At 34.9% G+C, this 15,761-nt stretch carries 14 protein-coding genes; 9 read left to right on the plus strand and 5 right to left on the minus strand.

Annotated elements, in window-relative coordinates; all coding sequences use genetic code 11:
• Positions 1 to 2 precede the first annotated feature (2 nt).
• Positions 3 to 581 (minus strand): hypothetical protein, encoded by a 579-nt coding sequence (locus Trichorick_RS07310; protein ID WP_323739016.1) that lies wholly within the window; start codon positions 579 to 581, stop codon positions 3 to 5.
• A 159-nt stretch (positions 582 to 740) separates the two neighbouring features.
• On the opposite strand from Trichorick_RS07310, the gene Trichorick_RS07315 reads away from it, so the two are divergent.
• The 6 genes from Trichorick_RS07315 (at position 741) to Trichorick_RS07340 (ending at position 6,726) form a co-directional block, all read left to right on the plus strand.
• Positions 741 to 2,765, plus strand: a complete 2,025-nt coding sequence (locus Trichorick_RS07315; RefSeq protein ID WP_323739017.1) for a type IV secretion system DNA-binding domain-containing protein — start codon at positions 741 to 743, stop codon at positions 2,763 to 2,765.
• Positions 2,766 to 2,812: 47 nt separating this feature from the next.
• Positions 2,813 to 3,559 (plus strand): hypothetical protein, encoded by a 747-nt coding sequence (locus Trichorick_RS07320; protein ID WP_323739018.1) that lies wholly within the window; start codon positions 2,813 to 2,815, stop codon positions 3,557 to 3,559.
• A gap of 101 nt (positions 3,560 to 3,660) precedes the next feature.
• On the plus strand, positions 3,661 to 4,332 hold the full coding sequence (locus Trichorick_RS07325; RefSeq protein WP_323739019.1) for a site-2 protease family protein: 672 nt from the start codon (positions 3,661 to 3,663) through the stop codon (positions 4,330 to 4,332).
• 128 nt (positions 4,333 to 4,460) lie between these two features.
• Positions 4,461 to 5,945, plus strand: a complete 1,485-nt coding sequence (locus Trichorick_RS07330) for a hypothetical protein (RefSeq protein WP_323739020.1) — start codon at positions 4,461 to 4,463, stop codon at positions 5,943 to 5,945.
• A 161-nt stretch (positions 5,946 to 6,106) separates the two neighbouring features.
• Positions 6,107 to 6,331 (plus strand): AbrB/MazE/SpoVT family DNA-binding domain-containing protein, encoded by a 225-nt coding sequence (locus tag Trichorick_RS07335; protein WP_323739021.1) that lies wholly within the window; start codon positions 6,107 to 6,109, stop codon positions 6,329 to 6,331.
• Positions 6,328 to 6,726, plus strand: a complete 399-nt coding sequence (locus Trichorick_RS07340) for a type II toxin-antitoxin system VapC family toxin (RefSeq protein ID WP_323739022.1) — start codon at positions 6,328 to 6,330, stop codon at positions 6,724 to 6,726. The genes Trichorick_RS07335 and Trichorick_RS07340 overlap by 4 nt, the downstream gene beginning before the upstream one ends.
• Positions 6,727 to 6,796: 70 nt before the next feature.
• On the opposite strand, the gene Trichorick_RS07345 is transcribed toward Trichorick_RS07340, so the two are convergent.
• Positions 6,797 to 12,190, minus strand: coding sequence for an AAA family ATPase (locus Trichorick_RS07345; protein WP_323739023.1), 5,394 nt, complete (start codon positions 12,188 to 12,190; stop codon positions 6,797 to 6,799).
• A 336-nt stretch (positions 12,191 to 12,526) separates the two neighbouring features.
• Here Trichorick_RS07345 and Trichorick_RS07350 point away from each other — a divergent pair, with 336 nt between their 5' ends.
• Genes Trichorick_RS07350 through Trichorick_RS07360 form a run of 3 tightly spaced genes read left to right on the plus strand, consistent with a single transcriptional unit; the run spans position 12,527 to position 13,551 of the window.
• Positions 12,527 to 12,979, plus strand: a complete 453-nt coding sequence (locus Trichorick_RS07350; RefSeq protein ID WP_323739024.1) for a conjugal transfer protein TraD — start codon at positions 12,527 to 12,529, stop codon at positions 12,977 to 12,979.
• A 12-nt stretch (positions 12,980 to 12,991) separates the two neighbouring features.
• Entirely contained in the window at positions 12,992 to 13,249 is a 258-nt protein-coding gene (locus tag Trichorick_RS07355; RefSeq protein ID WP_323739025.1) for an HMG-box domain-containing protein, read from the plus strand.
• A 32-nt stretch (positions 13,250 to 13,281) separates the two neighbouring features.
• Positions 13,282 to 13,551, plus strand: a complete 270-nt coding sequence (locus tag Trichorick_RS07360) for a hypothetical protein (protein WP_323739026.1) — start codon at positions 13,282 to 13,284, stop codon at positions 13,549 to 13,551.
• A 92-nt stretch (positions 13,552 to 13,643) separates the two neighbouring features.
• Here Trichorick_RS07360 and Trichorick_RS07365 read toward each other — a convergent pair whose 3' ends face one another.
• From Trichorick_RS07365 to Trichorick_RS07375, 3 genes are read right to left on the minus strand one after another with little or no spacing between them, the layout of a single operon-like run.
• The gene (locus tag Trichorick_RS07365; protein WP_323739027.1) at positions 13,644 to 14,645 is read right to left on the minus strand and encodes an N-6 DNA methylase; all 1,002 of its coding nucleotides are present in this window, start codon (positions 14,643 to 14,645) and stop codon (positions 13,644 to 13,646) included.
• Positions 14,646 to 14,684: 39 nt separating this feature from the next.
• Positions 14,685 to 15,173 (minus strand): hypothetical protein, encoded by a 489-nt coding sequence (locus tag Trichorick_RS07370; RefSeq protein ID WP_323739028.1) that lies wholly within the window; start codon positions 15,171 to 15,173, stop codon positions 14,685 to 14,687.
• Positions 15,174 to 15,199: 26 nt separating this feature from the next.
• Positions 15,200 to 15,694: a hypothetical protein gene (locus Trichorick_RS07375; RefSeq protein WP_323739029.1), complete on the minus strand. Its 495-nt coding sequence runs from the start codon at positions 15,692 to 15,694 to the stop codon at positions 15,200 to 15,202.
• Between the last annotated feature and the right edge of the window lie 67 nt (positions 15,695 to 15,761).

Below are 15,761 nucleotides of genomic sequence, written 5' to 3' on the forward strand. Positions count from 1 at the left end.
CACTATTTGCGATGATAAATATTTCCCTGCAGAAAACTGTTTCTTGGGTCACGATATGCATTAGTAGGATGCATAAAGCTTTCTGTTGTAGACAAATGATGTTGACTATTTCTCCAGTTATCGCTCGAGCTGTAAGGTTCAGCGCACCTCTCAGCAATCCAAGCTTCTTTTTTAAAATATACGGCAATAGGGAGGTTTCTTAATATGCAGTATAAAGCAGGTAAAAAAATTAGTAGGCTCATCATCGCAGCTAATAATATTGACGAGTCATCAATTTTAAGACTATCAAGTATAAAGCCGACCAGAGCCATAACACCAAAAGATGCAAACATAAGTAGTATAAATTCTTTACCTGATGTTTTAATTTTTTTATTGCCATTAATAACGAATTCTAGCTTATCTTTATTAAAAGTAATATCTGAGTTTATTTTTACAAGCCAAATAACGCCAACAATAGTCACCCATGACAAAATCATAGTATCAGTAGCAAAAGCAATAGCTACTCCAATGAACATACCAAGGAAAAACATCAAATTCCAAAAATTATCCTTGTTTAACCTTGCTTTGATAAAGCTTCGCATAATAGCACCCAATTTTATCGATATTCTTCATTCTTATGATATCAAGCATCTCTTTAAAAAACTATGTTTTTCTAGAAGTCCAGTGGGATTTGTAACTAATCTAGTTGAGTATTTAGACAATTTGCTGCGTCTGTACAATAAAACGAAGAAGGTAACGATATGATTAGTAACTTTATCGGCGGCGGTCAGGTATTTCTGCACAAGGTACGGATGCTTAGGCAAGTGGTCGGTACTACTATCTTTGTATCACTACTTGCCGGGTTTTGTCTTACCTGGAGTTTTAGTTCTAACAATACTACGAAGTTTGATCTAGACGGAGCGGCCACTTATGCCAAAGCAAAACTTGCGCTGGCGGTACATCCGGCACTATCCGCTATTTCTATCGGTAAAAGCAAAGCTAATGTTGACGCTTACTCGGAAGGTAAATTATGGAAAAAGAGAATGCTTGCAAGCAGCATCATTGCTAGTAGTCGCTTTAAATCGGCATGGGATCAAGCGATACTAGTATCACGATCACTAATCCTCAAATCGCTTGGCTTCGGAAGCTTGGCAGGCAGCATAGTGTTTCTCCTCTGGAGTAAATTCGGACGTGATTTAAAAACGGAGAGAAAAAACGATGGTAGCGGCATAATTTTAACACCTAAGCAAGTTAAGATTAAGTTAAAAAGATTAAAGTTGTGTAGCGAGTTTTATATCGGCGAAATGCCTTTGGTTAAAGATATGGAAACCAGACATTTTTTAATCACCGGTTCTACAGGCTCGGGCAAAACTAACCTTATTCATAATTTATTGCCGCAAGTAGAGCAAAAAAAGCAACCGGCTATTATTATCGATCAGACCGGCGAGATGATTGCTAAATATTACGATCAAAAGCGAGGTGATATTATCTTTAATCCGTTTGATGAAAGAGCAAAAGCTTGGGACTTCTGGACGGATTGCAGTAAAGCAAGGTGCTTAGAGAAGTTTGTCGATACTTTGATCGGCTTTAATAGTAGGAAGAATAATAGAAATGCTGCCGACTTTTGGGAAGAAGCCGCTCAAAGTATTTTTGTTGAAGTAGTGAGCTATTTACAGAAACATCAGCAATATTCACTGCAAGAATTACGTAAAACGATATGTCAGAGTGATCACAAGGAGTTAAGAAGAATGCTCCAAGGTACGGACTGCATTCAATATTTTACAAAAGATAATGCAAAAGCAGCAAGCTCGATAATGTCGGTGTTGATGACGAATATTAAACCATTGAGGTTTTTACATGACCAAAGGGATGCCGGTAGCTTTTCGGTACAAGAATATATTAAAAAAATTGATGAAGGTTTTGGCGGTTGGTTATTTTTAGCATCCGAGCCTTCTACAAGAGAACTTACTATCTCACTTAATGCAAGCCTTGCAGAGCTAGCTATCGCTAATTTAATGCGTCATGATTCACTGCGAAATAGGCGTATATGGTTTATTATGGATGAACTAGCTGCATTCGGTAGATTTCCGAGTCTTGCTAAGCTTATGCAGGAAGGACGTAAATACGGTACTTGCGTAGTAGCCGGTTTGCAATCATCAAGCCAGCTATTTGCTCATTACGGCTCAGGTGAAGCAAGTAATCTCTTTGCTTTATTTAAAACAAAATTTGCGTTTCAAAGTGATGATCCGATGATGGGTAAACTTTACAGCTCGATATGCGGCTCTGAGACCGTTACCCGTCAGCAGAAAAACACTAGCTTCGGAGCTAATACTTTCAGGGACGGCATTAGTTATAATGAACAGCAACAAGAAAAGCCTCTTGTAAAACTAGATGATTTTGCAAGTCTTGGCATTGGGGAGTGTTATACGTTATTACCGATACCTGAGGTTAGGTTATCCAAAATGCAAACCCCAGAAGCCAAAAGAAAAGATAAGAATCCAGGATTTGTTGAGGCAAAAGAGCTAGAGGAAATTATAGAAAGTAGCGATCCTAGTTTATTAGAGCAAGATGATGATGACTATTCCGACAGTGATAATATTAATACTACAGATAATCAGGATAGTATCGAGCTATTTACTCAAAAACAAAAAGAGTTAGAACCTCTGGTTATAGATGATCAGTCTAGCTCAAAAATAAAACAACCTAGTAGTTCTGTAACGAATACAAAAAATCAAAAAAGCATTACTAAGAAAGAAGAGGTTGAGTTTGATGAGCTTGAAATTTAACTACTACCCAAGATGATTAAATTAATTAACCAGAAAGGATTTTAAATATGTCGGATAAATTAACAAAAGAACAAAGTAATAATACCGAAAAACCTCAAAGTAAGTATATCTTGCCAGAGAAAATGAAATCTTTAGAAGACGTTATTACTCGAATACATTCTGAAGCTGATTTTATCTCCACTGCTTTTGGAGTTCATACTAATAAGGTAATGGAGTCTTTTAAGTCCGCAATAAACACAATTACTGAAACAAGCGACACTCTTGAGTTGCCGATAGAAATGTTTAAAGAAAATAATGATAGACTTGAGGCATTAATAAATACTTTAGTTATTTTACCGAGTAAGACGGAAGAAATACTTTCCGGTGTACAGGACAAAGTAGCAAAGGCCGTTGCTGCCGCTATTCCCGATCTTGTAGACACTCTATGTAAGTCTCATAATGATAACTACCGAGAAATACACAGATCGATAGATTCGTGCATTCAGGATTTAAGTCATTATATTAATGAAGCTAGAACGCAGACGCAAACTGAATTAATAGAGTGTAAACAAGAAATAGCTAACCTAATCGAGTGTGGCATAAAGCAACGCACTCGTAGAATTTTTTTAATACTTATGCTATCAGGTTCATTTTCCGCAATAGTATCCGGCGTAACTAGTTGGGTTATTAATAAACATTTTCCACGTAGCGTGGAGATTACCGGTAACCAGCATTTAGTAGTAAAGGACTCTCAAGTGTTAGTTCACGGTTCTGATACATATAAATTAGAAAAACAAAAGAAAGAAGGAAAATAATTGTGATTGCAAGCCTCTAGAATTATCAATATTCTCAAGCATAATTCGGTGGTATAAAATTATTACATTAAGCACTGGCACAAGATTTTAAAAGATTAAGCATGTTTGTTACAAGTATAAAATTTATCGGATATATTGCTATTTTCTTATTTTCATTGGTAATTCATGAAAATGTTCATGCTAGAGTCGCTTATTATCTAGGCGACTCAACGGCAAAAGATATGGGTAGATTTTCATTTAATCCATTAAAACATGTTACGTTAGCCGGCATATTACTTCCGATCGGATTGCACCTTATCAATGCACCGATATTTGGTTTTGCAAAACCTGTTCCGTATAATCAGTCTTTATTCAAAAACCCAAGAAGAGATATGATTCTCGTTGGATTGGCAGCACCTTTTGCAAATTTTATTTTAGCCGTTATAGCATGTCTTTTATGTAGTATTAGACTGTCAATATTACCGGAAATCTATTTGTTGTATTTTGATACAATTTGTGCAACGATATTCAAGGTAAACTTTCTGCTTTGCGTCTTTAATCTCCTGCCTATTCCTCCTCTTGACGGTAGTATAATTTATATGAGTACCGTAATAGACAAAAATCCCAAGCTTTCCCGAAAATTTGAAGATCAGGGATTTGGAATATTGTTTTTTTTATTAATAATAATGCCGTTAATTGGCAAGGCTTTCGGCAAAGACTATAATATAATCGGTATATATATAAGATGGTGCTTAGATGAATTTGTTTCAATTCTAAGCTCTTTAGCCGGATAAAATGCTGTATCCTTTATATTGCCAAGGATTAAAGGCGGTAGATAAAAAACTGTTTTGCTATATATTTTAATATAATACTTTCTTTCTAATAGATACAATTTTTGTCCGTTTTAAATTCGTCTGGTTTTATGACTAAAGAGAAAAATATATCATACCCCCAACCAATGCTGAGTAGTGTTGATTATGATAACTTAGGAGTAGACTTTTTTTCTTTAACAAGCCTTGAATATGGCGCATTGCAAAACTGTAGCGATTTCTTAGAAAAGTTAGAAGAAGCTCTATTAAGCGCAAAAATGGTTCAAATTCCCGAAATGGTTGTGGTACATCTTTGTTGTTATTTGGGAGCTACAACTACTATTTATAATCAGGATAAATCAAGAGACTTAGAGCCGGAGATTAATAACCTTTTACGGCGACATGCCGAATTATCGCTATCAAAATTTAATCATTATCTTTTGAACTCAAATGCTAATACTCAATCCTTGCTATTGAATCGATTAAAGGAGGATACGCCGGGCAGCATTGTGGTTCAAACTTTGCGTTTAGGTCGAATTATTATGGATATGATGGAGAATTTATCAAATTCTCGAAGTAGTCTTTTAAAAAAACAAAAAGATTTAATTTGCCCGCAAAATGAATTCTTCGTTTTTTTAATACCGTTAGTAAATGAACAACATGAAAAATGGCAGGAATATTTAGACGGGGTATCGATTAATCATGCTATTAATCAACTGACAATACAAATAGGTTGGCTTGTGGGTTATTTCTCTTATCTAGATAGAAAGCCAGACACAAATTCATATTTAGAATATTGCTTACCTTGTATTCCACTCTATATGGATCATACTAATAAATTACTACAGGCTATGCTTGCCGGAGGGCAAATACTTACGAGTATACAACAACTCTCAATAAATGATGAAGAGCCGATAGATGATGTAGTAATAGATGACATAGAAACAGCGTCATTATTAAATGAAATTTGGGAATTATCGCAAAAGACTCACTCTGAATTACCTCCTGCAACAACCAAATTTCAAAAGGAGGCAGCTATTTTTCAAGCAGGACTAGAAAAGCTTGTTGTTGAGTTGATATCAGAACATATGGAAATTAAAATTCTTTATATGAGTATTTTTTATTTTTGGTTCACCTTAGATGCACCGTTGCGTGGTATACCATATGAGTCCCTTAACAAATTATCACCCTTTGAAGAAATGGGCAATATTATTACCCTTATAAGAAAAACTACCTTTGAGTTACCGGATCCGGAATTCTCACCTAATGTAAAAATACTAAATAGCAAATTGCAGAGTTTAAAATCAAAATTACCTGCCCCTGAAGATTTAGACAATGTACCGCAAGACCGGGTGGAGTGCCAGAGCACTAGAGTTAACACGGCTATTCATACACTAACATCCGATTATTTAAAGCAAGATTACCACCCTGAGGTTATTGCTAATGTTTTATTTAGCCAATGGTTAAGATTGTCTGTTCTCTATGGCGTATCAGAACAAGAATGGCAGAAAATGAATCATTATTTCGTTGAAATCTTAACCGCTGTTAGAAGTTATATACCAACTATATTATTAAGAAATGATTTATCGAAAATATAAGATACTTACTTGATGAAACTAAAATTCAACATAATATACAAGTAAGAGTATTACTTGTCATACCCTTACTTGTGTGTTATTATTATTTTATATGTGGCAGCTCATCGCATCCACCTTAATACAGCAATATTTTAAAACAAAACTTATTTAAGATTGATTTTATGAGAGTATCTACTAAAGGACAAGTTACTATACCATACGAGATGAGAACTAAATTAGGTATGCTTCCATGTACGGAAGTTGATTTTATCTTACAAGATGACGGGATATTAATTCAAAAACAACACGGGAGCAAACGCAAAGGTTCAAAATTGCTAGAGCAGTTATCTGGTAAAGCTAAGTTAAATATGTCTACTGAATATATAATGAAATTAACCAGATCATGATTTTAGTAGATAGTAATATATTACTTGATATCTTGACTATCGATCCTCAGTGGTACGACTGGTCTGCCTCTAAACTTAGCCTAATTGCCGAATCTCACGAGCTAATTATCAATGACATAATATATACCGAAATTTCAATCGGCTTTGAGAGAATTGAAGATTTAGAGGAAACTTTTTCCGGCGACTTTTTAAAAATTATGCCAATGCCGAAAGAAGCACTTTTTTTAGCCGGTAAAGCTTTTCTACAATATAAATCTAATAACGGCACTAAAAACTCGGTATTACCGGATTTGTTTATCGGCGCACACGCCTCCGTGCTTGGAATTCTTTTGATAACCAGAGATACAAGCCGTTACAAAACTTATTTTCCAAAGTTACAATTAATCACGCCTTAAGTAGTTTAATCACTACCTAAAGCCTACCGTTCCGCTACTCCCCACTGTTCGGTGACAATTATGGTGACAATTATAATTCTAGACCCTTGCTTTTAGACATCTCTAGTTGCTTATGGTTTTCAATAGCTTTACTTTGAATTTTTTGAACTTCCTTACAGGGGAAATATTCATGAGTACGGGTTTTAGTTAAATAATCCAAGAATTTTATAGAGCAATCAAATTTCTTGCTATCTAAAGTAATAGTTTTCCCGGCATCTAATATAGAAATCTTATTATTGATAGAATTAATACATTTTGCTTGATAGTTTTTTAATAAAGTTTGATGAGTCTCAGTGAGATCATTAGTGGATTTTAAGGTGCTAATAATCGCGGTATGATCGTTAGTATTTTTTTCTAAAAACGTTACAAACTTACTTAACTTATCAAAATTATCCGTACGCATATTATCATGAGCATTTTTAATAGAATTTATTAAATTATCACTATGGCATTCCGGATGTTTAATGTTACCGTGTAATCCGGCTAAAAACTCTTGTTCTTGTTTTATAACGTCAATCACTTTAGCAGGAGTTTTTGCTTCTTGCTTTTGATTACTCAAGTTTAGTAAATGGCTATTAATGCGACTTAAGTCCAGCGCAACTTGATTATGCACTTTATGCTCCCGAATAATTTTATCAAGAGTTTGATAAGCCGCCTTAAGATCGGTTGTATCCCTCAATCTTTGAAGTAACGTTTCTTGGGTTTCCGCGCCGGTTTCTAAAGCTTTTTGCACTATAACCTCCAACTTATCAAAATCTTTATTTTCACGCTGAGTATAAGCTAACTCTACTTTAGACATTAGCTCTTTATTGCTAGAAAAATATTTTATATTCCCGTGTAAATCAGCAAGCAAATTTTGCTCTTTTTTTATTTCTGCTAATGCCAATTCAGGTGATGTAGAATGCAACCTTGCTTCTGCTTGTTTTTCTGGTTGTCTAAATTGTTTTTTAATAGCAACGGCCGTTTCTAATGCTTGATGTGTTACGACAGTGTTTATCGAAAATGACATGTCGCGATAGACACTCATCGTTGATGCTTGATGTTCTTTCAGTAAGTTATCTGCTAAAGAAAATATTTTATTTAATAATTCAGGCTGTTTTGCAGCAATTTCAGCTGCTTGTAATTTTGAGTATAAGGCGTAATTAGCTCGATATTTATCAATCGGTAGATTTAGCGATTCGTAAGTTTCTTTTAAAAATCTTTGTTCTAATACTAGTATTGGTTTAAGTTTTTCTGGTTCATAACTAGATTTTTTCTGTCTATTAAAATCACGAAGATGCGTATTTAAATATTCGTCCAAGTGGCTATCTCTAATTTTTGTACAAAAACTATTGGCTTCCTCATCGCTCATACCTATCATTGCTTTGGTGGCATTAGCTTCACTTAAAGCATATCCAAAATTCTTTGCCTCAAGCAGTATATCCTTATTTTGTGTATAGCAATTAGCCGCAAATTCTAAGGATTTTCTACTTTGTTCAAGGGCAACCGTGCCTTTATTACCGCCAAGACGATAGGCTTCAACTATAGTATTTTCAGGTAGATTGTATTTCTGAATATAAGTAAGATTTTCCCTCTCTTGGTTTGAGAGCTTTATAATATCCGTAGTTTTATTACAGGCTGCTAAATACTGATTTACACTAGTAGCTAGATGTTTATTGATCGCATCACTAAAAGTATCTTGGATACTCTTCTCTCCGCTTGAGATCAGGACGTCATTAAAATCACCCTCCTTAACCGGTCTCGCTATCTCTACATAAGCCCCCCTACTCTCTAAAGTTATTTTAGCCGCGTCAATTGTTTTATCGGTAACCGCAGCCCATCCGTCATTATCGGCGGCAATGATTATCTTCTCACCTTTTCTCGGTTGATAATTACTAATATTGTTAATTCCGAGAGAACATAGTATTTTAATAGCGGTAGGAGAATAATTAGAGATGCGACTCAAGGCTTGTTTTACCGATAGAGCCGTCTCCAATCCTTCTGCAATAATCGTGATTTTAGCGCTTAAATCAGATGCCTCAGGGTTATCTTTTTGAAAATTATTAACCTTGTCCTCTTTATTATTATAAGAAAGATTACCGAGATCAACGAATGAACCGGATATTTTACCGAATGATTTTTTTGGTACGGCAATATCGGCTTTTGATCCATTAGCTTTTAAGAGTATTTGTTGGCCGCCGGTAATATTCCCTTTTTCATCTCTGGCATATGCAATCAGTGACGGCAGATAGCGATTTAGCTCGCTAGCATATATTCCCGCTGTTTTTATATCATTACCTAAATTACAACTGATACCTCTGGTACTAGCTAAATACCTAAATGCTATCGAATTTTCAGTTATATCTTTCGATCTCTGTACTAATTTATTAACCAAATCCTGTTTTTGCTTGTTTTCCCTTTCCTCAAGATGTTTATCTTTAATATATTTTTCGGTTATATTACTATTTGCGTGATCATGAACTAATTGTAAATGACTATTATTATTAATCTCTGAATCAGACTCAATGCCCAGAGATTGTCTCAAATAGTCGGCAGCTCCTTTAAAATCATATCCCTTAGCATCTTGTACCAAGGCAAACATATCACCGCCCTTGCCGGAACTGAAATCATACCATGTACCTGCTCGATCACCGCTAATACGAACGGATATTTTGCCGTTATCGCCGAACTTTAACTCTTTACCGTTCGATAGCCTCTTATTTGGTAGCCCCAACAAATCTATTGCTATGCGTTCCGCACACACGCAAACTTCTCTTCGTAATTCTTCTGCTTTGTGATCCCAATTAGCTTGTAAATCCGCTGCTCTTTGTATCTTATTTCTGGCATAATCGGCGTTTGCGTAGAATCTATCCTTAGCCGAGAGCGAAGTTTTAGGAGCATTCGTACCGCTATCGGTTAAAACATTACTTATTTTATTACTTGTACTACTAAGAGTATTATTGGATATACTAATATTACCGCCGACTACGAGCTTTTGCTCGTAAGCTTCACTTTCAAAACCTATATTTTGATTCTGCTCATATATTCTATCAATAGCGTAGCTTAGCGATTCTGTTTTTTGTTTCGGTTCTTTGTAATTATAATATTCTACTTTCGGTAGATATTTATCTTTCATTGAAGTCACCGTTTTGCCGATAAAATCAATTGCTGAATTTACCGCTCTAACCGCCATGCTCTGATGATTGGCAAGCCTTGTATCTAATGCTCTATCCTCTAATTCTTTTGTCGTTAGTAAATTTAAACTACTTCCCCTCTCCGGGTCATAAGATAATTGTTTAATTAGAGACTCAAGGCTAGGTGTTGCCTTACTATTAACATATAGATTTAACGATGTTATATGCCTTGATAATGCAACGTAGCTATTTCTTAGTCCCGCAAATCCGTCATGGAAAACGTATACATCTTTAATGGATGCGCCTTGCGCTTTAAATACCGTAGTTGCATATCCGTGCCTGAATCCATTATACTGCGCAGGGTTAAACTCTATTATCTTGTAATTATCGGTATTTTGCATAGAGATAACAAAACGATCCTTTGTGACTTCTAATATTTCCGCCAAATCACCGTTTATAACACCAAGCTCTTTATTTGTTTTTTGGATTAAGATGCGGTCACCTTTCATATAGTGATTACCGCCGACTTCTATTTCTAAACCCGTAAGCTTCCCGGTCGCCTTTAAATACTGGCGCACGCCGTGATTAAGTGCCGCTACGTCTTTGTTTTTAACCGCTAGTATTAATCTATCGCATGGTAGCTCGCCGCTCTTATGCCAATCTGCAAGTAGAGCCTCCATTGAGGAAGCTCTATCCTCTTGCTTATTAATTCGATTTTCTTGGTTAAGTATTGATATCCCGCTTCTAACATCACCCTCGGAGAAAGCCGTTGCGACTGATTTGCCCCATGAAGCTTGCTGCCTTTTGATATCTAATATCGTGCTACTACCGTAAATGCCTGCAAATATTTCAAACATGCCGCCGCGTTGTACGGAAGCTAGCTGTCTCTCGTCACCCGAGAGAATAACGTTACATTTGCGAGTAGCAGCTACTCTAAGTAACTCTTGATAATCATCGTTACCGACCATCCCTGCTTCATCTACTACAAGCAAGCTATTTTTCGGTAAAGAAAATCTTCCGTTTGCTAATTTAAATAACATTCCCTTGATAGTATCGGTACGCTCAAAGCCGCTCGACCTCAAGGCCTCTTTGGCCTTGTGAGTGGGCGCAAGACCTATAACATTTATATTACCGACGAAGGCAATTGATGCTAGTTGGCCAAGCAGATGACTCTTACCGACTCCCGCCCTACCGCGCAAAATGCGCAAGGCTGAATTAGACGTTATTAATTCAGTTAAAGCTATATGCTGCTCTTGGCTTAAGCTACCGATTGCCGATTCTACTAATTCCCTAGTACGTTTAAGCAAGCTTTTATCACCGGTCATAAAAACATTACTAAGATTTGCTACGTAACTACTAAGACGCAAGACTTTCTCTTCTTCCGTTCTAATTTCTGCGGTAGTAAAATACTGTGTTTTAGCACCGTCTTGCCTAAATAAAGCTACTACTGATTTATACTCTAGTGCATCTTCGACCAACCGCTCCCTTACTTCTGTATCAGGAACACATTTAACCACTCTCATCAAATCCGATTTGCTAAATACGCTCATATGATTCGTTACTTTATCAAGAACCGCCGCTCCGTTACTTAAATGTTCTATCTCGGCAATTCTTCTTTCCTCGTTTCTATCCATAGCTTGATTTAAAACGCTACGCATACGGACAGGGCCGATATGTTCTTGTGGATTAATACCTATACTATCTACTCTATTTTCTAACCCTAGCTCCTTAAAATAATCATTAATAATCTCTTTTAAATCTTCATGAATTTGTTGATCTTCTTTTATAACAATTCTATATTTTCCACCGACAATCTTAGGCTCTAAATCTACGGCTTTTTTTGTCGATAGTTCCTTACCGTCTTCAGTAAATCTTCTAGTAGTAACAAGTAAATGAGCATGCCAGTTTTTTTCACCCTCATGCGGTTCATGAATATCAATTTGTACCGCTAAGCCCTCTTTTACCCATTCTCTTTTTTCTATTAACCGATGAGTAATTATTATTCTATCTTCTAAAGTAAGCTCTTTGTCATCTGGAAGAGCAAGTACGATATCTTTAAGTAGAACACTATCCTTTCTTTTTTCTAGACGCTCTACTTCATTCATTAACACTGCCGTGTTTTTAAACTTTTTATCTACGTGATCAGGTAATAGAATTTCATGATAGACATTATCACCGCGGTTTTGAAAATTATAAATTATATTTGTTTTCTCATCTTTAATTATCGTTCTAGCATTATATGCACCTTTACAACAAGCCTTTGCCCCTGCACTTCTTTGTACATGCTCTATTCTTGCAAACTGGATTGCCATTATTTATTACAATTTATCGTTTTAAATTCTAGGACTTTTATATAAAAATAGCATACTATAAGCACGTGTTGTTTACAACACTTATTGCGTATAACACTTTTGCTGTGCAAAGAGATGTTATAACCTTATCCCAACTCAGGAAAAAAGGTTTTATAAAATTAGGTAGTGTAGTTAAGTACACGTAAATAGGTATGGTAGGCCACGAGGAAATATACTACGCTAGTATATAATATTAGAAACTGTGATCCTTATTTAGTTGTAAATAATTGTATAATTTACTATTATTCTAAATATAAAGTTAGTATGCTAGGATAATTAATCAAAGATTTATTGTTTATGCAAAATGTAGTAGAGCAAAAAGTTCGGCTAGAGCAAAAGAAAAACAGATTGATTGCAGAAGAGATAAGATTAAAACTCAAAGAACGTAAGATGCGTACTCGTCATTTAATTGGAGTCGGCGGCTTAGTTACTAAAGCAGGTTTAGATTATTTACCTACTAATACTTTATACGGTGCATTATTATCAATTGCCTCTTCATTAGAAGCTAATCAAGCAATTAAAGATGAATGGACTAGACTCGGTAAAGCCAAACTAGATCAGGAACAAACAAATAAGCATGCGGTGATTTTAAAGTTTGAACAAGAACCTAGTAGCGATATTCGTACCGTTATTAGAAATCACGGTTTAAAATGGAATAAGCTACGACAAGAGTGGTACGGGTTTATTTTTAATGTCGATTCTTTAAAAAATGATCTAGGTAGCACTCAGTATCAAATAGAAGAATTTTAAATATAAGGCTTTATGATAAGTAAACAACATAAAAAAGATTATGATGATTTTTCTGAATACCCTCTAGCCTCTTTATTTTTTAAGTATGTCGATATTTTAAAATCTCATAATTTTTACAAAGAAGCGGAAGATTTACTCGTAATATCAGAGCAGCATTATTTACCGGAAAACCGTAATATTATTACTAAAATTATTATTGAAATGCAAAAAGCGGCCGTCTCTGATGAGAAAAATAAGTTTGAACAATTACTACGACAATTACAAAATTAATGTTATTATCAACTAAATTTGAGGAGCTTTTTATGATAAATTCAAATTACGGTAAAACTTACGATACTTTTGCGGAGCATCCTCTTGCTCCTATATATTTTAAGTATATTGAAATTCTAGTATCAAAAGACTTAAACAAAGATGTACAACATTTATTAGATATTGCCCACGCACCCATGACAAATGGAATTAGTGATGAAATTGCAGAAATTATGGCTGCTATCTATCGTATTATTGATGAAAATACCGATCGCACTAATGAATTTCTTGAATTAGGCAAACAAATTGATAATGCTCATTAAATATTTGCAAAGCTTTCTTTAGCGGCTGCAATCAAAACAAGCCTAGATGTATATTGTACCTAGGCCTGTTTAGTGCTGCAATTTATAGAAAGCTATTTATTTTTGTTTTTTAATGCTAGGAATATTGCTTTTAATTTCTCTCTTAAATCACCTGTAGCCTTACAAGTAATGCCCATGCGGTTATACATAGGCACAACCTCAAGCTCTCCTAATATATGCGCAGGGTTTTCAACAAAATATTCATTGATTGGCTTGTTATGTTCTCCTATTGTAATATTCCGAGTTTTCTGCCATCTAATATTTGTTACAGCTTTTTGTAAAATAACTATATCTACGGTTATTTTTGCATTGGCAAAGATATTATCCGGCAACCTATACGCAACTAAGATATTTACTCCGTCAGCCGTAATAATATCTCTTGCATGCTCCCTTACGTTATCTAAAAAGAATTGTGGCAGAACCATTGCTATAATTCCGTTGTTTTTTAACAATCTAGCACACTTTGCAACAAAGAAATGATGAATTGCCAAATGCGATAAGTCCTTATAGTAGATATCTTCTACTAACTGATTGCTATAGGGTGGATTTGAGATGATTAAATTATATTTTTCTTCACTAAAATGTAGATTTTCAAATGGCGCAACCGTTAATTTTATTTGCGGATGTTTCTGCATTAAAATTTTGCAGGTTAGCAAATCCATTTCTACCGCCTGAACTTTACAAGTTTTTACTATTAATTGCGGTATATTATCTATAAAAATACCGTTACCGGCTGCCGGCTCTAAAATTGCTCCCCCGTCAAAGCCATGGATAACGACAATTGACCAGATAAATTTTACTAATAATTCAGGTGTATAATAAGCACTTTTAGTAGTTTTCTTCAGGGCGTTAATCTCATCATCGGTTAGATAACACTTTAATTGCCTGTAAATTGACGGAGTAAAGATAGCCTCACGCAAACCTCCCCAGCCGCTATATTCATTAAGCATTACTCTTTTTTGCTCTTCGTTAATACTAGGGTCATTATTTGATAATAATTTTAGCACCCTAAGATTTCTTTCTACTCTTTCGTTGATTATTTGTTTCTTTACCATTTTAATACCCGTTGAATTTATTGTTTAAAGTGAAAATGTTTATTCTGTATAAGAAATTGCCTCTAGTACTTTTTGAGTTAAATTCTTGCCGAGAATCTCTTGGAAATAATCAAAATCTGAAAATAAATAGCTATTTTCATCAATCGTATTATCCGTGAGTGCTTGATAAGCGTCTAATCTTGGAGACAAATCACTACCGCATACGGAAACCGCTATTAAACACAATCTATCAACCTTTAAAACAAAAGGAATTAAACCACACTCTAGGGCTATTTTTTCATTAAAAACCAACGGTTCATAGTATCTTGGCCAAGTAGGAATATATTTTAAAAAATCGTTATTCACCTTTCTGCTTGGATTGTATTTGCACTGCTCGACTAAGCTTCCCTTAAAATGCTCGGCAAATAAATCGGCATTATATTCTATTTCATCATGTAGATATTCGTTATCAAACAAGGTAAGGTTAACTTCTTTATGTTTTGTAAAAAATGGTGTTAAATATAGTCCGCTATTATAAAATCTTGTCATATTAGTAATCCTCGTATTTTAATTTATTATTTAAAGTAAAGCGGTTGTTTTGCTAGAATTTGCCCAATTTGCTCATATATGCTTTTGCCTACTACATGCTCAAAATAAGCTTTCTCTCTTTTTCTAAAATATTTGCTTTTCTTATCGATCATGCCGCAAGTTAACAGTTGATAGGCATCAAGTTTGGGAGATAAATCCATGCCGTAACCTGCCAAAGATAGAAGTTTGCTATCTTCAAAAACAAATGGTATAAGTGCGCATTCAAGTGCCGTTTTTTCATTAAAAACCAACGGCTCAAAATATATAGGCCAGTAGCTTAAAGCTTCGAAAAAGTTTTCTTCTATTATTTCTCTAATTCTATCTTGGTTATCCTCGTCTTCTATCAGGTCTTGATAGTAATTTGATAGAAAAGCAAGGTTGTAGCTGATATCATCTATACAGGCACAAATTTTGTTATATTCAATTCTGTGCTTCCTAAAAAATGGGGGTTGATATAGTCCGCTATCATAAAATTTCCTCATGTTAATAATCCTTATGTTAAAAGTTAAAAAAGATGTAGCCGTCATAGCTATAAATGAAAGCTTTTGC

The organism is Candidatus Trichorickettsia mobilis (genome assembly GCF_034366785.1).
GTDB classification, from domain to species: domain Bacteria; phylum Pseudomonadota; class Alphaproteobacteria; order Rickettsiales; family Rickettsiaceae; genus Trichorickettsia; species Trichorickettsia mobilis_A.